Raw genomic sequence first — 21,135 nt, forward strand, 5'->3', positions numbered from 1 at the left:
CTGGCCGAAATAACCAGTCAGATTTGAGTCGCTTAGAAGCAAAAGTCTAACGCTTTAGGTACTTTTGATAAAGTTGTTGTTGGCGATTATTGAGATCTATTTGGCGACCGTCGATAAACACAGCTTGGATTTTACTGCTGGCGGGGTCGAGAATATCCCCCTTCGACAGCACCAGGTTGGCGCGATAACCCACGGCGATGGCACCCATGTCGTCGACGCCTAAGATCTTGGCCGCATTGAGGGTGATGCTCTTGAGCGCCTCCTCTTTACTCAGCCCATAGGCTGCCGCCTGACCCGCCGCAAAGGGCAGGTTACGAGTGTTCCAGTCGCCGCTAAAGCCAAGCGCAAAGGGAATGCCAGCCTGATCCAGCAGTGCAGGGATCTTAAAACTCATCTCCACCGGCTCATCCTTGCGCAGTGGCAGGCTGAGGGTGCGGTTGTAGATCACCGAGGCGCCAATTTCGTTGAGTTGGTCCGCCAGGCGCCAGGCATCATAACCGCCGACAAAGACTAACTTAAAGCCGTAAGGACGCGTCATGGCGATGGCGCGCTCTATCTCCTGGCTGCGATTGGCGTGAATAAACAGGCTGGCTTTACCCTGATATAGGGGGAGCGCCGCCTGCCAGCGGTTATCTATCTTCGCGACAGTGCCGGCTTTTTCCGCTAGGAAATAGCGATAACCCGCTTCGAGTTGCTGACTCAGCTCAGTGATTTGTGTATCCCTTTCTTTAAGCTGTTTAGCGGCGACTTCTTCATCTTTGGAGAGATAACCAATGGTAGGCCAGTAGAGATGAAATTGTGGCGCGGTGGCCACCAGAGCATCTTCAATGGTCCAGCTATCTAGGGAGACCAGTGAGGATTGCCCTGCCAGCGCCTTCCCTTGGGGGACGACCTGGGCGTGGGTAATACCGTTAACTCTGATGGTAGGAATGAGCTCTGAGTCAGGATTAAAAGCACTGACGGCAAGCAGCTGCGGGTTGCTGTCGCCCACCTCGAAGCTGTCGTTACTGGCGCGCATCATCTCCACTTCGACCAGGCCTATGCTGCTGTCGAGAGCGATAAGGCCTGGGTAGAGTTCTTGCCCTGTGGCATCGATCACCTTGGCCCCGTCTTGAGGCAGTTGCTGGCCGATGGCGACTATCTTGCCTTGGTCAAACAGCACATCTGTGCCATCCAGAACACCGTCGATGGCAGTGTGTACTCTGGCGTTATGGATCAGGATTGGCTGGCTTTGGGCGCTCGCGGGGACCATATCGTGAGCCATCAGCGTGGAAGAAAAGAGGCCCAGGCTAAGGGCGAAGAGTGTTGGCTTCATTAGATGGCCTCCTTGTGTAACTTACTGTGGGCGCTTGAGTACTGAGCAGCTTGTTGGCCCAGAGCTGCTTGGCTCAAGGCTGCTTGCCCCCAAGCATTGTAATGGGTGTCACAGTGCCATTGAGGCTCAGTGTTATCTGTAGGGGCTTCGCCCGGCACTTCTGGCTTATCACTGTTAAGTACCGCCTGGATCAGTGCGGCGCGTTCCTGTTCAACCTCATGCTGCAGCTGTTTGTCGAGCTTGCGATCGAAATAACGGCGCCCCGCCACCCAGGTGCTCTGCACTTTGGCGTAGACGGAGAGCGGCGAGGTATCCCACAGTACTAGGTCTGCCTGTTTGCCCTCTTCGAGCGAGCCGGTTAACTGATCAATACCTAGCTGTTTAGCCGGGTTAATGGTGACCATGTTCCAGGCATCAAGTGGTGACATGTCGCAATACATCATGGATTTGGCCGCTTCCTGATTGAGACGTCTCTGCATCTCATAGTCGTCGGAGTTGATGCTGGTGAGCACCCCTTTGTTGTGCATCAGACAGGTGTTTTGCGGAATGGCATCATAGACCTCGAACTTATAGGCCCACCAATCAGAGAAGGTGGAGGCGTAGGCGCCATGTTTAGCCATCTCATCGGCAACCTTGTAGCCTTCGAGTATGTGGGTAAAGGTGCCGACCTTAAAGTTATAGGCTTCAGCAAGGCGCAGGAACATTAAGATCTCAGATTGTACGTAGGAATGAATATGCACCTGACGCTCACCGCGTAGCACCTCGGCCACCGCCGCCAGGCGATAATTTGGCTTAGGGGCTATCTGTTTACGTTGCTGGCTGCTGCGCAGGCGCTGGTAATCAGCCTTGGCCTTCTCATAGGCTAAGGCTTCGTTAAAGGCCTCCTCGAAAAGCGACTTGACGCCCATTCGGCTTTGAGGGAAGCGGCGGTTGAACTGGTCTCCCCAGTTGGCCTGTTTGACGTTTTCCCCTAAGGCAAACTTGATGCTGGCAGGCGCCTCTTTAAGCTTCATCGCCTCGGCGCTTTCGCCCCAACGCATCTGGATCACCTGAGCCTGCCCACCTATGGGGTTGGCGCTGCCGTGAAGGAGTTGCGCCGTGGTCACCCCGCCAGCCAGGGCGCGGTAAATGGCGATATCCTCTGGGTTGACCACATCGCCGATACGCACCTCGGCGGTGACCGCGTCGGTATCCTCATTGGTGCCGCCGTTGAGGGCGATGTGAGAGTGTTCGTCAATGATCCCTGCGGTCAGGTGTTTACCTGTCGCGTCCAAGGTTTGGTAACCCGAAGGGGTACTGAGTGATTGACCTATCTTTTCGATGCGACCATCGCGGATCAGCAGATCATAGCCTACCAGTTGTCCGCGCTCTGTTGAGGTCCATAGGGTCGCATTTTTGATATGCAGTCGTTCAACTGTCGGCTGTGTGCTAATGCCAAAGGCGACATTGGGCTTAGTGAGCTTGGAAACCAAAGGCTGGGCTGGGCTCTCATCTGAGGTTGCTGCCTTGTCTGAGACTGAGCTCTGCTCGGCGGCAATCTCTACACCTGCTATAGGGTGCTGACGATTGCTGCTATCGATCATTCTGCCGTGGATGCCCTCTGAGTCGAACCACAGGGTGAAGCGGCTGATGCCCGGATAACCCGCCTCACTGAGATCGGCGTGAAAGGTAAGCCGCGCTTTAGCATAGTCGAGTGCGCTCAGGGGGATCTCCTGCTCACCACTAGCCAGAATGCCGCTCAGCTTGTCGTGGTCCTCTAGACTCAAATCCAGAGTGAGTTCACCTAAGGTCAGCTGGTATTCTTTCGCCAGCCACTGTCTGTCTCTGGGGATCTGTTGTGTCTCGCTACCTTGCAGCCAGACGCTGACTATCTTGCCCTGGGTAAAGATATCGCCATCGGTCACCACCAGATCGGCCATATAACCGGGCTTTAGCTTGCCGCTAAAGGCCGAAATACCTGCAATTTCGGCAGCCTCTGTGGTCAACGCCGCCAGTGCCGCGTCATGGCTTAGTCCTTGTTTCACGGCCTGTCTTAGCCTTGGCCAGAAGGCATCGGCTTTAATGCCATGCTGGGTAAAGGCAAAGGGAATACCGGCACTTTCCAGCGCATGAGGGTTGCTTGGCGCCCGCTCCCAGTGACGCAGCTGCGCCAGGCTTATCTCTCTTTCTTTATCGCCATCTTTAATATCGGGAGCGGCGGGAAAATTGAGCGGTGCAATAATGCTATAGCCTGTGGCCTTGACCTCATCGATACGCGCATATTCGCGGCCATTGCCGACTAAGCTTGCCGACAGTTCAAATTCGTTTAATAAATGTGCCGCCCTGAGCTGATTATTTAAGTTCTTGGTTTCGAATATCGTCAGGCTCTTGTCTATATCAGCCAAGTGTTCTAGCGCAATATTAAACTCTATATTCTTCTCTTGTGTGGCAGAGTCTGCTTTGTTGATATTGGCCCGATACCAGTTGGCATCGGCAAGGGTTTGTCGAATAAGTGCGATGCTACCCATTAATGAGTTGGGATAATCTTGAATCGAACTGCCTTTATCGAAGGCGAGCAGATGACTGGATTTCGCTCGGTAAATAATGTCATTAGCTTTTAGCGGCGCTAAAGAAACCGTTGCCGAACGGCCCCTGAATATCCCATCTAACATGCCCGTTTGTACGCTGGTAAAACCATTGTTTATCCATTGTTTGGCCGTCTCTTGGTCGGGGTATATATAGTTAAACCATTCTTTTTCTGCGTGAACAGCACCATTTTCGGCATTGCCACCTATGCGTTTAATTTCGTAAACCGGGCTAGTGACCTTCTGCTGCTCATATTTAAAGTCGATACCGTAATTGGTATAGGGATCGATAAATCCGGGATAAATAATTTTGCCACTCATATCGATGACAAAGGCATCTTGCGGGATCTTGTCATTGGCGATAATGGCTTTAATTTTATTATCTTCTATTAACAAGGTGGCATCTTGCTTGGTTTCACCCGGCGCTATCATTAAAGTTGCATGGGACAGCGCCGTTAATTTTGGCGTGTTATCAGTTAATTGAGCGTTCGCTATTGCGGACTGACTCACCAACAAGCAGGTGACTAGGCTCGCACTGACAGAGAGAGAATAGATTTGCATAGGGTTTATTATTGTTGGCTGGGATCAAAAAGTGGCTCAAGATTATCCTATTTTATGAACAATTTCCAAGGGTGTAACTGTATCGGTTTATGTCAATCTCGGGGCGGAGATTATGGGGGAGCTGAAGAGGTAAAATGAGGAAAAATGATGGCTAATAAAAAAGCCAACCTACTGGTTGGCTTTCAAACCTGTCTCCCAGATGGACTGGGATATTATGCATTAGATAAGAAACTCTTCCAAAGAACGGCCTTTATCTAATTCATTTTTAAATACGGTTGGTGTGCGACCTTGACCCGTCCAAGTGATCGTTTCGCCATCCACTTCAATTTTATATTTAGGTGGGCGTGGTGCACGTTTTTTAGGGGCAGGCTTAGCAGCTACGGCACCTAAATCGTCAATTGATAAACCAACAGCTTCCATTTGTTGGCGAATCTCTTCTATCTTTGCATTGCGCTCGGCCATCATCGCGCTTTCTTCTTCAGCTTGCTTCTCTTTCTCGGTGATGATTTTTTCAAGCTTAGTCGCTACATCTTTTAAATCTTCTACCGACAATTCTTTAACAGCAGCCTTAAAGCGACGACCGTGCGTCAATATATCTAGAAATTCGCTCATATTAATTATGTCCTGCTTAAAAAATAAAATAGTAAATAGGATTACAGGGCTAATAATAGGAACTAAAAAAGATTTTATCAAACGAATTAAATGAATATTTAGTCTTTATTGTAAATTTCATTTCGAGATATCTCTTTATTAGCCATTTTGGTGCAGCGACTCAGGTAAAGATAAGGGGTTATTGATGTAGGACAAAGATGCCGACGACTTCCTGTTGACGTTAACGTCAACAGCACGTAAAGTGGCATCAGTTTGTGATAGTTTTGCTATGCACTATTTGTTGTTATCCAGAATAAAGACGTAAGAAGGAAGCCTTATGAAAGTATTGGTGCCAGTTAAACGCGTCGTCGATGCTAATGTGAAGGTCAGGGTCAATGCTGACAATACAAATGTCGATACCGCAAATCTGAAGATGGCCATTAACCCATTTTGTGAGATTGCTGTAGAAGAAGCGGTACGTTTGAAAGAAGCAGGTATTGCGACCGAGATTGTGGTAGCAACCATAGGGCCTAAGGCGTCGCAGGAACAACTCCGTACGGCAATGGCACTAGGAGCTGACCGCGGTATCCATGTGGAAACCGACGAAGAGCTTGCGCCACTGTCTATTGCAAAATTACTTAATGCAATTCAAGCCAAGGAGCAGGCTCAGCTGATCATGCTGGGCAAACAGTCAATCGATGGCGACAACAACCAGACAGGTCAGATGCTGGCTGCACTGGCAGGTCTGCCACAGGCTACATTCGCCTCTGAGGTGAAAGTCGAGGGCGAACACTTGGTCGTGACTCGTGAAATTGATGGGGGTTTGCAGACGCTCAAGATGCCACTGCCGGCGGTAGTTACTACTGACCTGCGTCTGAACGAACCTCGCTATGCCAAATTACCTAACATCATGAAGGCGAAACGTAAGCCGCTCGATACCGTGACGGTTGAAAGCCTGGGTGTGACCCTCAAGCAGCATCAGAAGGTGCTCAAGGTAACACCGCCTGCTGAGCGTCAAGCCGGTATTATGGTGGCTTCTGTCGAGGAGCTAGTGGACAAGCTAAAGAATGAAGCGAAGGTGATCTAAATGGCGATTCTAGTAATAGCAGAACATGATAATGCGACTCTAAAACTCGACACGGCTAAAGTCGTGGCCTGTGCCCAGGCTATCGGTAGTGAAGTCGATGTGATGGTAGCGGGTCACAACTGCGGCGCCGCTGTCGAGAGCGCCAAGCAGCTTAGCGGTGTGCGTCAGGTCTTGGTGGCCGATGGTGCCGTTTATGCCAATGCCATCGCCGAAAACTTGTCTCAGCTGATTGTCTCTGTGGCCAGCGAGTATCAACATATTCTGGCTGCGGCATCGAGTATTGGTAAAGATGTGTTGCCTCGTGTGGCCGCACTCTTAGATGTTGCCCAGCTCTCAGAAGTGGTCGAGGTGGTGAGCGAAGATACCTTCGTGCGTCCTATCTATGCCGGTAGCGCCATGGCAACGGTACAGAGCCTGGATGCCATCAAGGTGATGACGGTTCGTGCCAGTGCCTTCGATGCAGTCGCTCAAGAGGGAAGTGCCTCGGTGCAGACACTGGAACATGAATACAGTGGCGACGTGGAGTTTGTATCGCAAACTCTGTCTGAGTCAGAGCGTCCCGATCTGGGCGCAGCTTCAGTCGTGGTCTCTGGCGGTCGCGCCATGGGCAGTGCTGAGAACTTTGCCATTTTGGAACAGTTGGCTGATAAGCTTGGTGGTGCACTGGGCGCGTCTCGCGCGGCAGTGGACGCCGGTTATGTGCCAAACGATCTGCAGGTGGGACAGACAGGTAAGATTGTCGCGCCAGATCTCTATATCGCCGTAGGTATTTCTGGTGCCATCCAGCACCTGGCGGGGATGAAAGACTCTAAGGTGATCGTGGCGATTAACAAAGATCCTGAAGCGCCTATCTTCCAGGTAGCCGACTATGGTCTGGAAGCGGATCTGTTCGAGGCAGTGCCTAAGTTACTCGAACTTATTTAATAAAATGTAAATGCATGGTGAATACCTTGGTGTTCATCTAAAGTTTAGTGTGATATAGATCACGTGGAGCGGCTTTGAGGTAGCATCCTTAAAGCCGCTTGTGTTTTTATGTGCCTCACGTTTGCCGATAGTGACATTGGCAGGCGTCCTGAGACGTAGAGGTGCATTAAATATCAGTAGTATTCGTTAGGGTGATGCCGTTAAGCGAATATGAAAGGATTTGGTGCCGAAGTGGTGGAGTTGATCAAGGCTCGCCGCTGGGGCTGTCATCGAATAGAGGCAGCACTGCCATAGTGCTTCTTATCCGGACTGATAAGAGGAAATTATACCGATAATGGGTATCACTATGGAGCGCTACTGATAGGACAGGTGTAATATCTATTGCTATATCCCACCAGTTCAGTTGCCCTCCATTCGTATTTTAACGAAGACAATATTTAACAATGACAACTTTGAGTTATGCCGATTCGGCACTTTCTTTGCTGCCACCCTTGGTAGCGATTCTGCTGGCGATCTTCACTCGCCGTGTATTGCTGTCCTTAGGCTTAGGGATCCTCTTGGGGGCACTCTTAATTGCCGATTTTTCGCTGCTGGATATGGGTCAGTATCTGGGCCAACAGGTGGTGGGCCTGGTGTGGGATGATGGTGCCCTGAATAACTGGAACGTCTACCTGCTGGGCTTCTTGATTCTCCTCGGGATGATCACCGCGCTGATCACTGTGAGCGGGGCGGCTAAGGCCTTTGCCGATTGGGCGCGCCAGCATATTCGCAACAAGCGTGATGCCAAGCTACTGACCATGTTCCTGGGTTGCGTGGTGTTTATCGATGACTATTTCAACAGCCTGGTGGTTGGTAGTGTCGCCCGTCCACTCACCGACAGATATTATATCTCTCGCAGTAAGCTGGCTTACCTGCTGGATTCGACCGCCGCGCCTATCTGCGTGATTTCGCCAGTGTCGAGCTGGGGCGCTTATATTATTGCGCTGATCGGCGGCATCTTAACTGCCCATGGTTTTACCGACAGCGGTCATCTGAGTGTGTTTGTGCAGATGATACCAATGAACTTCTACGCCATCTTCGCGCTGCTGTTACTCCTATGTGTTGCCTTTATGGGGCTGGATGTGGGCCCGATGCGCCAGCATGAACTGAACGCCCAAAAAGGCAATCTGTATGATGAGTCTAAGGGTTTACCTCCTGGGGCTAACAGCGACCTGCCTGAGGCGGATTCGGGCAAGATATTAGGCTTGTTTTTACCTATTACGGTACTGGTATTTGCCACCATCTACTTCATGATCAGCAGCGGCGCCGATGCCTTAGCGGCAGAGAGCCTGCCCTTTAGCGTAATTGGTGCCTTCGAGAAGACAGATGTGGCGTCATCACTCTTCTTTGGTGCCGTGATAGGTTTGGTGGCCACCTTAGTGCTAGTGATCAGTCAAGGTCTTGAGAAATCCCTTATTCTGAAAGGCATTATTGCCGGCGCGCGCTCTATGCTGCCTGCCATTTATATTCTACTGTTTGCCTGGACCATTGCCGGCGTGATAGGCCAAATGGAGACGGGTAAATATATGGCCAGTCTGGCATCGGGGAACATTCCTTTTGCTTTGCTACCTGCCGTGTTGTTTGTACTGGCTGGATTAACCGCTTTCTCTACCGGTACCAGCTGGGGCACCTTTGGTATCATGCTGCCTATTGCTGCCGATATGGCCATGGGCACCCACAGCAATATGATGTTGCCTATGCTTGCCTCTGTGCTGGCTGGCGCCGTGTTTGGCGATCACTGCTCGCCTATCTCTGATACCACTATTTTGTCTTCTACCGGGGCGAACTGTCACCATATCGACCATGTGCTGACTCAGCTGCCTTATGCGCTTATTGTGGCGGGGATCAGTTTGGTGGGTTACACGGTGTTGGGCTTTACCGAGTCTGTTGGCGCCGGACTAGTGGCCTGTAGCGCGTTATTTGTGGTGAGCGTATTGGTGCTGCGTCACAAGGCTAATCGCCCGGCCTAAGCAAGCTTGAGCAGGCGTAATCACTCGCATTGATTGAAACCTGAGAGATAAAAATGCCGCTCATTGAGCGGCATTTTTTATGGGCGTTCCCTGGTTTAAGGGGGAGTCCTTAGTTCAGACCACGGCGTTTAAGCAAGGCATCAGTGGTTGGCTCCTGACCGCGGAAGGCCTTGTAGGCTTCCATCGGCGGGACGCTGTTACCCACTTCACGTATTGTCTTGCGATACTTCATACCGATCTCGCGGTTTAGACCACCCTGTGTTTGCACATAGGCAAAGGCGTCTGCCGCCAGGATCTCACTCCACATATAAGCGTAGTAACTGGCCGAATAGCCGCCTGGGAAGGCGTGGGCAAAGTAGGTCGACTTATAGCGTGGTGGTACGGCTGCGATATTGATGCCGTGCTTTTCCAGCGCCTTAGCTTCGAACTCAGCCACATCCTGTAGCGGTGTATCGGCGCTCAGTGAGTGCCACTCAAGGTCAACCAGCGCCGCGGCCATATATTCCAAGGTATCGAAGCCCTGGTTGAAGCTACGTGATTTGAGCAGCTTCTGCAGCAGTGCTTCAGGGATCACTTCACCGGTTTGATAATGCTTAGCATAGTTAGCCAGTACTTCAGGGTGCGCAGCCCAGTCCTCTTCGAAGGTCGACGGGAACTCAACAAAGTCACGAGATACAGCGGTACCTGCCAGGCTAGGGTAGGTCACCTTAGAGAACATGCCATGGGTACCGTGACCCATCTCATGGAACATGGTGGTGACTTCATCGTAGCTGACGAAGGTGGGCTCACCCTCAGGGGCCTTCTTGATGTTCATCACGTTGACGACCACTGGCTTTTGGTTCAGTAGTTTAGATTGAGTGACGAAAGAGCTCATCCAGGCACCGCCGCGCTTGCCTTCACGGGCAAAGTAGTCGGCGTAGAAGATCGCCATCGAGCTGCCGTCGGCGTCAAACATCTCGTAGGCCTTCACATCTTCATGGTAGACAGGCAGATCTGGACGTGGCTTAAGCGTGACGCCATAGAGACGCTCTAGGGTAAAGAAGACGCCATCTTTAAGTACGCGCTCAAATTCGAAGTAAGGCTTGATGGCGGCGGCGTCTAGATCGAACTTCTCTTTACGCACTTTCTCGGCATAAAAAGCCCAGTCCCATGGCGCTAGGGTGAAGTCACCACCGGTTTTGTTGATCATCGCCTGAATATCGTCGGCTTCTTTCTGGGTGTTAGCCACAACCGCTGGCACCATAGAACCAAACATCTGATAAACGGCTTCTGGCGTCTTTGCCATCTGCGGCGTTAGGCGGTAGTCGGCCCAGCTGTCGTAGCCCAGTAGTTTAGCTCGTTCTGCGCGCAGTTGTGCCAGACGAGAAACCAAAGAAGCCGTTTCGTTTTCACCACTCATGCCACGGGTGGCAGAAGCTTGCCATACCTTTTGACGCAGTTCGCGATTTTCCAGTTTGGCCAGTACAGGCTGGCGTGTGGTGTTGGTGATGTTGAGCAGGTACTTGCCTTCATGGCCTGCAGCCTTGGCATCGGCCTTGGCGGCGCGAATATCACTGTCTGACAATCCTTTTAGCTCATCGACATTGTCGACCACAACGGCGATCTCTTTGGTGAGTCTCAATAGGCGCTGGCTAAACTCGTTGGTGAGTTTAGATTGCTCTTCGTTTAATACGCGGATTTGCGCTTTTTGATCTTCGGTCAGCTTGGCGCCAGCCATGACGAAACGCTGGTGGTAGACCTCGATGAGACGAACCTCTTCGTTAGTCAGTCCCAGGCTATCCCTCTGTTGGTACAGACTGTCGATACGTGAGAACAGCTTGCCATTGAGGTGAATATTGTCAGAGTGGGCCGCCATTTTTGGCGCCATTTCGCCTTGGATCTTGCGCAGGGCTGGGTTGCTGTTAGAACTCGTTAGGTTGTAGAACACCTGAGAGGCGCGGGTGAGCAACTCGCCGCTGGTTTCCATTGCCACTATGGTGTTAGCAAACGTCGGAGCATCCTGGTTATTGGCGATCGCGAGAACCTGTTGGTAGTGCTCTTTGATGCCTTGCTCTAGCGCGCTTTGGAAATGTTCATCCTTGATCTGGCTAAAGTTAGGTGCCTGATACTGCAGCGTGCTGGCCACCAAGAGTGGGTTTTCTGCCATTACGGCTGCTGCTTGGGCATCTTGTGTCTGAGTCGATTGGCAACCACTAAGTAAAAGGGTGGTCGATAAGGCGCCGGCAACGGCAAATGCGATAAGATTGAGTTTCATCTATTTGAACTTCCTTAGATTGCGCTTGTTATTTTTATGTGGAGAGAGTTTGGCTTTAATGTAGCCATTGTAAATTAACTCAGGCTGAAAATGAGAGGTAAGACAATAAAAAAGGAGCCTGGCGAAGGGCTCCTTTGGGTATTACTCGGGATACTAAGTCATTACCTAGCTATTACCATAAATATTAGCGGGTAAAGTTATGGTACTTTTCGATACCAAAGCTACTACCTTCGGCGTGACAAGTCGCACATGACTCTGTGGTGCTGAGCTTGTACCACTCGGTAGCCGGTACATCTTCAGTGGTAGTACCGCCGTTTTGCATCATATGGTTCAGCGCGCTTTCATCGTTATGGCAAGCGTAACAGTTGGCCGTGATTGGGCTGGCCATCTTGTCATTTACGCCATAGGCACGTGCCTTGATGAACTGATTTGGTACCGCATTCAGATCAACCACACCGCTGTCATGACAAGCCACACAGCCTGTTTGCGGTGCGATCACGCTTGCAGAGTTAGACACTTCCTTACCGTCTTCATCCAAGCTCTTGCTGCCTACACCCCAGTGCATGCTGTGCACCATAGGGCCGAAGCCTGGAGAGGAGTAGCCGGCACGGCGATCTTGACCATTGTTATGACAAGCTACACAGCCCAGGCCACCTTCGGCAAAGTTACCGTTCTTGTGGAAGTTGGCTTCGCTGTTGTGACAGGTGGTACAAGACTCGCTGCCGACGTTATGACGACGCTCGTAGCTGCTCACCTCTCCTGAGACAGGATTAACAACATCTGTGTAGCCATGGATGGTGACCACGTCGGTTTCATCACCCTGATAGTCTTCAGTGGTGAAGCTGACTCGAAGTGACGCCATTAAGCCTGCATCAGGCACACCGCTTAAGTCCACACCCGTAAAGCACATGGTTTTACTGCCATCGGCTTCATAACTGTAGTCGTAAGAGCGGGTTAAGCGCGCTACGATTGAGTCATTGTATACGGCATGCGGGTAAGAGCCAGCGTAGATGATCGGCTTCTCTGGGTTGTAGGCCACATTTTGCTCTTCATACAGGGCATGCAGATCTACTAAGGTTTCAGTTTCACCTTCCACTTGGTAGAGCGACATAGTGGTACACCAGAGGCCAGCATCGTTAAGTGCTAGTGGTGTGCCTTTCACCTTGTATGATTCTTTAATGACCTGTTTCTTATCAAGTTTAGCCTTAGCTTCATGTAGCTTACGCAGATCTGAGCCGTTACCAGGAACGATATCTCCCGGAATGCCACCAGTGTCGTGACAGTCGGTACAGCCTGGGCCCGCGATGTTGACATTAACTGTTGGCTCGGCGTGGCAAGAGCTACAGTTCATCACACTAAAGCCAGTCTCAAACGCTTGGTGGTTAATATGACCTATCTTTGAGAGGGTATTGCTGGCGTAACCGCCAACGGAGAAGCCTTGTTCGTTAACCGCAGTGCGGCTTACCGAGCCGTGACAGACCATACAACCTTCGACGAAGGTGACTTCACCGTCCATGCCTTGGGCCACATAACTTGAGTGGCGATTAGGGCTGGTAGAGTAGTCGACGTGACAAGAGAAACAGGCCTCAGTAGTGGTCGAGAAGGCACCTTCTGGCTTGTTAACTACATATTTACCAGAGCTAGCAATGCCTGATTCGCTATGGCCGCCGACACGTAGCCAAACAATTCCTTCGGTTCCCGCATTAACGCCTTTCAAAGGTAGAACGAATTCATAGTGACCATCGCTTATTTGAGTAAGCGTTGCTCCTTCGGTGTCGGGTGTTCTGGAAGACTCCATGTTTACCCCACCGTAACCACCGATATGAACATTGTCTTCGATTTCGTTGATTGGGCTTTCGGTGCGGTTATTGATAAAGCCTTTGTCGGTCAGAGCTGCAACTTTACCTTCGGCTTTTGTCAGGCCGTTAACAAGCTCACCATTTTCATTAGTGACCTCAAACTCGTAACTAATAGTACCTTCACCAAGTGTATAGTTAATTACCTTAACATTTGTTTCTAACGATGTTGTTGCTACCGGTGGAGTCCAAGATTCTCCTGGAGTACCAGGTTGACCATCAACTCCGTCTTTACCATCTTTCCCATCGTCACCACTGCATCCCGCTAACGAACCGGCCAGCACAGCGGCGACCAGATAAGCGAGTTTTTTAGATGTTATAAGTTTCATCATTTTTCTCCATTGATCCAAAGCGCCGAGTTAGCCGCGTTCCTGCTAAATTTTTGCAGGGGGTCATTAGCAGTCAACAGTTTGTATCAGCGTGATTGGACCCAGGTTATTTTTATTGTTTGAACCAACATGCAAACATATGGGTTCGAATATGAATATATTGTTAATCTCGTGTTATTTTCTTTACCTGGGTCACAGGAATTTATATCTCTTTGGGGGTAGGTCTCATTTTTGTTAAATTTATTTAAAATCAAACACTAATTAATATTTGTTAAGGTTGTTTTAAGTTTATTTTAAGGTTTGGTTGTTTTAACCATCGATGAGATAAACGAAGTTGTTGATGCAGGCAAACCGCACTGGTTAGGGACGGTGCCGATTACTCTGCAGGTGGGATTAGCACAATTTAATCTTGTGACAGCTGGGCCAGCTTTGCTTGGTAGCGCAGCTGTAACTCGACCTCATGGGTTTTATCTAAAGCCTGGGTAATAGCGTGGCGAGCCGCTAGCGGTTTACCCATAAGGTATAGGGCTTTAGCCTTGCCAGCATAGGCTTGTGGCATATAAGGGGCAAGCTCAATGGCCTTGGTGTAGTAGCGTAGTGCGCCTGGATAATCGGCGTTTTGGTAGTGCTCGTTAGCAAGCATGATCCAGCGAAACGGACTGGGATCATCGGCTTTGTCTATGCGCTGCTGTAATGCACGCGCTTCTGGGGTACGTCCCTGAGTTACCATTAACACTTTATAGTTAATCAATAAATTCAGATCGTCATTATCGATAGCTAAGCCATATAAGTAGAGAGATTCCGCTTGTTGATGTGCGTTTAAATGGCGAAAGATCACCGCAAGCAGATTGATGAGTTCGACCCTTTTAGGTGCCAGTGTTAACCCTTCGATGGCGATCTAGGCGGCTCTGGTATACGTTTTTTGCTCTAGCGCATCGGCCGCTTGGTTTTGATAGTACATGGCCATAAACTCATTTTCGCTAATATTCCCCTTAGCTCGGCTGTTACGACTCGGGAAATAGTCGACCACTAAGCCTGGCTCGTAGAAATAGAGGCTACCGGCTTTGGGTTCGAAGTTGGGATCCATGAGCTTGGTTTTGACATGATTGGAGATCAGCTGCAGTTCGGTCGATTGGAAAAACACTGGCGAGGAGGTTTCCTCAATATACTTGAGTTCAATGCCCACCAAGTTAGCGTAGGCCTTGGTCAGTACAGCCAAAGACATACAGTTACCCGCATTTTGGATTAAGGTGTCATTGGCATTGTAGGTTTGGCCATAGTAGTTAAACGAGCCTAAACGTCCCTCGAGATAATCATAGATGCGGTAATGACCCGCTATATCCTGATGGGCGTCGTAATAGCTAAGAAAACGTGATTTCTCTTTTTCATTGATAAACAGTATCTTATCTATACTTTCTATCTCTGGTTTTTGGCCTAATAGACTCGTATCGAGTTGCTTGATGAGATCAAACTTGTCTATTTTTGCCTCTTGCTTTGGCTGAGAGACACAGGCGCTGAGCGAGAGTAGGGCCAGTAAGTTAATGAAGTGAGCCTAAAGGGTGAAAAAACCATAACTTTCCTTATATCTGTTGGGACGTGACGACCTTTCCTGATGATTCGCAAATTGCCAATGTACTTTTACTGGATAATAAATAACCATCCTACAGGTGTCTATCGCCATTTTCTGGCCGAAATGAACCCATGCCTATGCTTCGCCCATTTGCCTAGTCAGGGGAGAAATGTGTGAGATTGTGCAACATCGCCCATTGCCAGCGTGTTTGGCGCTGCTAATTGATATTAGATGGTGATAGAATCGCTCGATAACAATAATCAGGGGAATATTCGATTTGGCACAGCTTTACTTTTACTACTCGGCGATGAATGCGGGTAAATCTACTTCTCTGTTGCAATCTTCCTATAACTATCGTGAGCGTGGCATGAATACCTTGGTCATGACGGCGTCTATCGATGATCGTTATGGTGTGGGTAAGGTCGCCTCGCGTATCGGTATCGAGACCGAAGCTCAGGTGTTTGCCAGCGACGATAATCTGGTGGAGATGGTGAAAGCGGCCGTCAGAGAGCAGACCTTGCACTGTATCTTAATCGATGAGTCGCAGTTTTTGAGTAAGGAGCAAGTACGCCAACTAACCTATGTGGTTGATTTGCTTGATATTCCTGTGCTTTGTTATGGCCTGAAGACTGATTTTCAGGGGGAGTTGTTCAGTGGCAGTCAGTACCTGCTGGCTTGGGCCGATAAGCTGGTGGAACTTAAGACCATCTGCCACTGTGGTCGCAAGGCCAATATGGTGGTGAGACTGGATGGCGAAGGCAAGCCGATGAGAGAGGGCGAGCAGGTCGCTATCGGCGGAAACGAGAGTTACGAGTCCGTGTGCCGTAAACATTTTCGCGAATTCCTTTGGGATTAAGTGTTAAAACAAAAAGCCACCTCAGGGTGGCTTTTTAATGCAGGCTTATTTTATCAATGGCAAGAGCCGCTAGTGCTGCTTATGACCAGGGTTGACCTCCTGTTCGGGGAACCATTTTTCATAGAGACGCTGTATCTCGCCCTCAGCAATCAAGATCCCCAGTGCAGTGTCGATTTGGGTGAGTAGGGCTTGATTACCTCGCTTAACCGCGAAGGCCACTGGCGAACCGGGATCGGGATTATCGAGTATCTTCACCTTGATTCCCATCTGCCGCGCCAGATAGAAGCCTACCGCCTTAGGCATAATAGCGGCCTGGATTCGACCTTCCTTTAACATCTGCATCGACTTCTCTTTACTTTGAGTGCCGATAATGCGGAAATCGTACAGGGTGCCCAACTCCTTCCAGTGTGTCTCGATGTAGGAGTGGCGATCGCCGCTGACAAATTCGTTGTGAAGATCCTCAAGCTTAGTGATCTGTTGGTTGTCTTCGAGAATGAATATCACATCATATCTATGGTAGTAAGGCTGGGTGAACTCAAAGAACTTGGCTCTAAGAGCGTTGACCTCCATGCCTGCAATCACCTCGATATCGCCAAACCTAAGCTCATTAAATACCAGATCCCAGGCTTGCTGCCTAAACTGAAATGGCAGGCTTAGACGCTTAAAAATCAATCTGGCCACATCGGCATCGAACCCTGTCGTTTCGCCGTTTATGGAGAACTGGTAAGGAGGAAATCCGGTGGCTACGCCACATCGTGTCGGTGGCGTTTGCTGCGCCTGAGTCGCAAGACTCAAACAGAGGATTAGGCTGCCAAGAAGCAGCTGTTTGTAGGTAGCAATGTGGGGCATTAGTTGAGGTGGCCTGCTAGTTTCATCTTTTCACTCATAGGGGTTTAGTTTAGTTGGTTTTGTCGTCTTGGAGCGAACGCGCTAAGGGCCACCCTGGCAGGCGCGTCTTCGCTAATGGCCATGATAATATTGTGGATTAGACCTAAATAGCAAACAAAAGCTGTTACAAGGTATTTTATGGTCATAAATTCAACTAACTAGATGAAAATAATCTTTATTATCATAGCCTTGTTTAGTGTGTCTTAAATTAAATCCCCTATGAGATCTGGCTCAAAAACTCAACACTTGTAACCTATGTTGATACAGAAATATTGCGTTAGATCAATTGTCAATTCGTTGTCAGTCGTCAAAATTCAGGCTCTTCTTGGATAACTTATTAAAATGCAATGCGAAATAATCAACCCGTGATAGACAATGAAGTCCCGCTGACCGACGATGACATCTTGCTTTCCACGACAGATCTTAAAGGCAATATAGGTTATGCCAATGAGGATTTTTGTCGTATCTGTGGCTTCTCTGAGGAGGAGCTGCTGACTCAGCCCCATAATATAGTACGTCATCCCGATATGCCCAAGGACGCCTTCGCCATGTTGTGGCAAAGCCTGGCCAAGAAGCAAGCCTGGCTCGGTGTGGTGAAAAACCGCTGTAAAGATGGCTCTTTCTACTGGGTCAACGCCTATGTAGCACCTGTATTAGAAAATGGTCAGGTGAAGGAGTATCAATCGGTACGGCGCCGGGCAAGCCGCGAGCAGGTAGAGCGCGCCAGCGATATCTATCAGAGCCTCAATAAGGCAGAGAGTCGCACTGAAATTACTGATGCGCGCCTGAGTTTTGGCGGCAAGTTAACCCTGTTTGCCTTGAGTTGTCTCTTACTCGGGATTGTCCTCACCATGGTTTCTCCCTGGCTTGGGCTGCTCTGCTTGCCCTTGATATGGTTTGGGATGCACCGGCTGCTTGCGCCGCTAAGGAGACTCAATGACCATGCGCTCGCTATTGTGTCAGATCCTGTGGCTAGACATATCTATGCCGGGCGGCGGGATGAGATAGGTAATATTCACTTTGCTATGGAGTTCACGACGGCAGAGATAGCCGGTGTGGTGGGGCGCATGACTGACGCCTCGAGCGCCATCGCCAAAGACAGCGACGAGCTGCTTGGTTCTATTACCGAGGCGGCCGATCGCGCCGATGGCCAGAATCAACAAACCGCCCAGGCTGCAGCGGCCGTTGAGGAGTTAACGGCCAGCTTTAATGAACTGGGGCAGCAGATAAAACAGGTGTCGGTGGATGTCGAGGCGAGCCAGGCGGCGGTGCAGCAGGGCTATCAGCAGCTCGATGCCGTGGTGGCCAGCATAGATGAGCTACATCGCGAGGTGGGTAACTTTGCCAATGTGGTCAGCGAGATAGAGCATGACAGCGTAGCGATAAACCAGGTGCTTGAGGTGATCACTAAGATTGCCGAGCAGACCAATCTGCTGGCGCTGAATGCGGCCATCGAGGCGGCAAGGGCCGGTGAATCTGGCCGCGGTTTTGCCGTAGTGGCCGATGAGGTTCGCCAGCTATCGGCGCGCACCGCAGATTCTACCAGTCAGATCGATGCCATCATCGCCAAGTTTCAGCAGAGCACAGCCAATGCGGCTCATACCCTGAGCGCTGGTCAGCGTCAGGCGACTCAGGCGGTGCAGCTGGTTAAGCAAGCCGAGGAAGTGTTTGCCGAACTGGTCAATCGTATCGATAAGATCAATCAGATGGCTGAGCTGAGTGCAGATGCCATGCAGGAGCAGGGATTGGCAGCGGTAGATATCAGTGATTCGCTGCAGGCGATCAGCGAGCTGGCCAGCGAAGGCTTCGAACAATCCCAGGCCGATAGGCGCTTGGGTGAGCGCACCTCACTTAAGTCGGTCGAGTCTCGGCAACTGGCACGTCAGTTTTGGCGTCAGGCGGTGCATCGCGCCAATGCCTAGGCGTGTCGCAAGAATGCTTAGCAGTATTGGTTAGATAACAAAAAGCCCAGACAATTCTGGGCTTTTTTAGGTTTAGCGATTGTGATTAGAGCTGCATCTCTGGGACGTGCTCGGGCACAATCAGTTTGCCGGCCGTCTTGGCGACGATCTCCTCGACACTCACCCCTGGGGCTCGTTCCAGCAGGTGGAAGGCACCATCTTTGATCTCCAGGAAAGCAAGGTCAGTTAGCACGCGCTTGATGCAGCCGTAACCGGTCAGCGGCAGCTCACATTTTGGCAGCAGTTTAGAGTTGCCGTGCTTATCGGCGTGCATCATGGTGACGATAATATTATCGGCACCGGCTACCAGATCCATGGCACCGCCCATGCCTTTGATCAGCTTGCCAGGGATCATCCAGGACGCGATAGAACCTTCCACATCCACTTCGAAGGCCCCCAGCACGGTGAGATCCACATGACCACCACGGATCATGGCAAAACTCTCGGCCGAGGAGAAGAAGGAGGCGCCAGGTACCGCAGTAACCGTCTGTTTGCCCGCGTTGATGAGATCGGCGTCTATGGTCTCTTCGGTAGGAAACTCGCCCATGCCGAGCAAACCGTTTTCCGACTGCAGCATCACCTGCATGCCTTCGGGAATATAGTTGGCGACCAGAGTTGGGATGCCTATGCCTAAGTTGACATAGTAGCCGTCTTGCAGCTCTTGGCTGACACGCTGTGCCAGTTGTTCTCTCGATAAAGCCATGGTGTCGCCTCCCTATTTACTCTTCACTGTACGCTGCTCGATACGCTTCTCAAACGTACCTTGGATCAGGCGATCCACATAGATGCCTGGGGTATGGATATGGTCGGGATCCAGCTCGCCCGGCTCGACGATATGCTCGGCTTCGACCACAGTGATTTTACCAGCGGTAGCCATCATAGGGTTGAAGTTAGCGGCTGTCTTGCGAAATACCAGGTTACCCATGGTGTCGGCCTTCCAAGCGCGTACCAGAGCGAAGTCGGCGGTCAGCGCAGGTTCGAGCACATAGTGACGACCATCGATCTCACGGGTCTCCTTACCTTCGGCCACTGGCGTGCCGTAACCGGTCGCGGTGAAGAAGGCGGGGATACCGGCACCACCGGCGCGGATCTTCTCGGCCAGGGTGCCCTGAGGGGTGAGGATCACGTTAAGTTCACCCGAGAGCATCTGCTGCTCGAAGGTGGCGTTCTCGCCAACGTATGAGGCGATCATGGTGCTGATCTGACGGCTCTTAAGCAGTAGCCCCAGGCCGAAATCATCGACCCCGGCGTTGTTTGAGATGGCGGTGAGGCCCTTGGCACCACTCTTAACCATCTGGGCAATTAAGCCTTCAGGAATGCCACAGAGGCCGAAACCTCCCACCATCACTGTCATGTTGTCTGTCAGACCTTCCAGTGCTTCTTCATAGCTGCCGACCAGCTTATTGAGTCCTGCCATTATTATTATCTCCTTTGAGAGTAAGCCGGGCCTGAGCCCAGCCCTGTTATTCTGTTAACGCGCGTGCGACCTTGGCACCGCTGACTCTGCCCAGTGCCTGGCTGATACTGTTACCTGCCTTGATCAGCGCATTAAGATCTATCCCTGTGTCTATTCCCATACCGTGGAGCATATAGACCAGATCTTCGGTGGCCAGGTTGCCCGATGCGCCTTTGGCATAAGGGCAGCCGCCAAGCCCTGCCACCGAGCTGTCGATGACACTGACGCCGGTCTCCAGGCAGGCGAGAATATTGGCGAGCGCCTGGCCATAGGTGTCATGAAAGTGTAGTGCCAGTTTCTCCACCGGCACCTTTTGCGCGACCGCTTCCACCATTCTACGGGCATTTAAGGGGGTGCCAACGCCTATGGTGTCACCCAGAGAGATCTCGTAGCAGCCCATTTTGTAAAGGATTTCTGCCACGCGAGCCACTTCCTCTACCTGTATCTCGCCCTCGTAGGGACAGCCCAGCACGCAGGAGACATAGCCGCGCACCGGGATCTGTTTTGCCTGAGCCGCCTCCATCACGGGGATGAAGCGCTCGATCGACTCCTCGATAGAGCAGTTGATGTTGCGCTGGCTGAAGCTCTGTGACGCTGCGCCGAAGATAGCAACCTCGTCAGCCCCGGCGTCAAGCGCAAGTTCCAGTCCCTTAAGGTTAGGAGTCAGGGCGCTGTAGACCACGCCTGGGCGTTTACTGAGCTGGCGGAAGATCTCGCCAGAGTCGGCCATCTGCGGCACCCACTTGGGGGAGACGAAACTGCCAGCTTCAATACGGGTTAGGCCTGCTTCGCCCAGTTGGTCAATTAGTGCTAGCTTATCGGCTGTGGTCACCGCCTTCTCGTTCTGTAGGCCGTCGCGGGCGCCGACCTCGAAGATGCTGACCTTGCTTGGATAGCTGTACGTCGCGGACATG

16 protein-coding genes and 1 riboswitch are annotated in these 21,135 nt (G+C 51.0%); of the genes, 5 read left to right on the forward strand and 11 right to left on the reverse strand.

Features of this window, described 5'->3' with window-relative positions; translation table 11 throughout:
* Positions 1–46 precede the first annotated feature (46 nt).
* The 3 genes from L2712_RS10585 to L2712_RS10595 all read right to left on the reverse strand — a co-directional run bounded on the left by L2712_RS10585 (position 47) and on the right by L2712_RS10595 (position 5,052).
* The gene (locus L2712_RS10585) at positions 47–1,315 is read right to left on the reverse strand and encodes an amidohydrolase family protein (RefSeq protein ID WP_248977767.1); all 1,269 of its coding nucleotides are present in this window, start codon (positions 1,313–1,315) and stop codon (positions 47–49) included.
* The gene (locus tag L2712_RS10590) at positions 1,315–4,440 is read right to left on the reverse strand and encodes an amidohydrolase family protein (protein ID WP_248977768.1); all 3,126 of its coding nucleotides are present in this window, start codon (positions 4,438–4,440) and stop codon (positions 1,315–1,317) included. Before L2712_RS10590 ends, L2712_RS10585 begins: the two co-directional genes overlap by 1 nt.
* A gap of 219 nt (positions 4,441–4,659) precedes the next feature.
* Positions 4,660–5,052, reverse strand: coding sequence for an H-NS histone family protein (locus L2712_RS10595; protein WP_033537599.1), 393 nt, complete (start codon positions 5,050–5,052; stop codon positions 4,660–4,662).
* A 316-nt stretch (positions 5,053–5,368) separates the two neighbouring features.
* Here L2712_RS10595 and L2712_RS10600 point away from each other — a divergent pair, with 316 nt between their 5' ends.
* The 3 genes from L2712_RS10600 (at position 5,369) to L2712_RS10610 (ending at position 9,051) form a co-directional block, all read left to right on the forward strand.
* The gene (locus L2712_RS10600; protein WP_033537600.1) at positions 5,369–6,118 is read left to right on the forward strand and encodes an electron transfer flavoprotein subunit beta/FixA family protein; all 750 of its coding nucleotides are present in this window, start codon (positions 5,369–5,371) and stop codon (positions 6,116–6,118) included.
* On the forward strand, positions 6,119–7,042 hold the full coding sequence (locus tag L2712_RS10605; RefSeq protein ID WP_033537601.1) for an electron transfer flavoprotein subunit alpha/FixB family protein: 924 nt from the start codon (positions 6,119–6,121) through the stop codon (positions 7,040–7,042).
* Between the two features lie 148 nt (positions 7,043–7,190).
* Positions 7,191–7,407, forward strand: a riboswitch (Lysine riboswitch).
* Positions 7,408–7,485: 78 nt separating this feature from the next.
* Positions 7,486–9,051: a Na+/H+ antiporter NhaC family protein gene (locus L2712_RS10610; protein ID WP_248977769.1), complete on the forward strand. Its 1,566-nt coding sequence runs from the start codon at positions 7,486–7,488 to the stop codon at positions 9,049–9,051.
* 109 nt (positions 9,052–9,160) lie between these two features.
* On the opposite strand, the gene L2712_RS10615 is transcribed toward L2712_RS10610, so the two are convergent.
* From L2712_RS10615 to L2712_RS10630, 4 genes are all read right to left on the reverse strand, one after another.
* Positions 9,161–11,305, reverse strand: a complete 2,145-nt coding sequence (locus L2712_RS10615; RefSeq protein ID WP_248977770.1) for a M3 family metallopeptidase — start codon at positions 11,303–11,305, stop codon at positions 9,161–9,163.
* Between the two features lie 184 nt (positions 11,306–11,489).
* Positions 11,490–13,490 carry a multiheme c-type cytochrome gene (locus L2712_RS10620; RefSeq protein ID WP_248977771.1) on the reverse strand — a complete coding sequence of 667 codons (2,001 nt, stop codon included), beginning with the start codon at positions 13,488–13,490 and terminating at the stop codon, positions 11,490–11,492.
* Between the two features lie 403 nt (positions 13,491–13,893).
* Entirely contained in the window at positions 13,894–14,220 is a 327-nt protein-coding gene (locus tag L2712_RS10625) for a tetratricopeptide repeat protein (RefSeq protein ID WP_283104821.1), read from the reverse strand.
* A 168-nt stretch (positions 14,221–14,388) separates the two neighbouring features.
* Positions 14,389–14,715 (reverse strand): hypothetical protein, encoded by a 327-nt coding sequence (locus tag L2712_RS10630; RefSeq protein ID WP_248977773.1) that lies wholly within the window; start codon positions 14,713–14,715, stop codon positions 14,389–14,391.
* A gap of 622 nt (positions 14,716–15,337) precedes the next feature.
* On the opposite strand from L2712_RS10630, the gene L2712_RS10635 reads away from it, so the two are divergent.
* Positions 15,338–15,916, forward strand: coding sequence for a thymidine kinase (locus tag L2712_RS10635; protein WP_248977774.1), 579 nt, complete (start codon positions 15,338–15,340; stop codon positions 15,914–15,916).
* A 69-nt stretch (positions 15,917–15,985) separates the two neighbouring features.
* Here the strand turns inward: L2712_RS10635 and L2712_RS10640 are convergent, their stop codons facing one another.
* On the reverse strand, positions 15,986–16,765 hold the full coding sequence (locus L2712_RS10640) for a transporter substrate-binding domain-containing protein (RefSeq protein ID WP_248977775.1): 780 nt from the start codon (positions 16,763–16,765) through the stop codon (positions 15,986–15,988).
* A 386-nt stretch (positions 16,766–17,151) separates the two neighbouring features.
* Between L2712_RS10640 and L2712_RS10645 the strand changes: the two genes are divergently transcribed.
* Positions 17,152–18,726: a methyl-accepting chemotaxis protein gene (locus tag L2712_RS10645; RefSeq protein ID WP_088904257.1), complete on the forward strand. Its 1,575-nt coding sequence runs from the start codon at positions 17,152–17,154 to the stop codon at positions 18,724–18,726.
* Positions 18,727–18,811: 85 nt separating this feature from the next.
* Here the strand turns inward: L2712_RS10645 and L2712_RS10650 are convergent, their stop codons facing one another.
* Genes L2712_RS10650 through L2712_RS10660 form a run of 3 tightly spaced genes read right to left on the reverse strand, consistent with a single transcriptional unit; the run spans position 18,812 to position 21,134 of the window.
* Positions 18,812–19,468 (reverse strand): 3-oxoacid CoA-transferase subunit B, encoded by a 657-nt coding sequence (locus tag L2712_RS10650; protein ID WP_033537609.1) that lies wholly within the window; start codon positions 19,466–19,468, stop codon positions 18,812–18,814.
* 12 nt (positions 19,469–19,480) lie between these two features.
* The gene (locus L2712_RS10655; protein WP_033537610.1) at positions 19,481–20,182 is read right to left on the reverse strand and encodes a CoA transferase subunit A; all 702 of its coding nucleotides are present in this window, start codon (positions 20,180–20,182) and stop codon (positions 19,481–19,483) included.
* Positions 20,183–20,228: 46 nt separating this feature from the next.
* The gene (locus L2712_RS10660) at positions 20,229–21,134 is read right to left on the reverse strand and encodes a hydroxymethylglutaryl-CoA lyase (RefSeq protein WP_248977776.1); all 906 of its coding nucleotides are present in this window, start codon (positions 21,132–21,134) and stop codon (positions 20,229–20,231) included.
* Between the last annotated feature and the right edge of the window lies 1 nt (position 21,135).

The sequence above is a fragment of the Shewanella marisflavi genome, from assembly GCF_023283925.1.
In the GTDB taxonomy this organism is placed as follows: Bacteria; Pseudomonadota; Gammaproteobacteria; order Enterobacterales; family Shewanellaceae; genus Shewanella; species Shewanella marisflavi.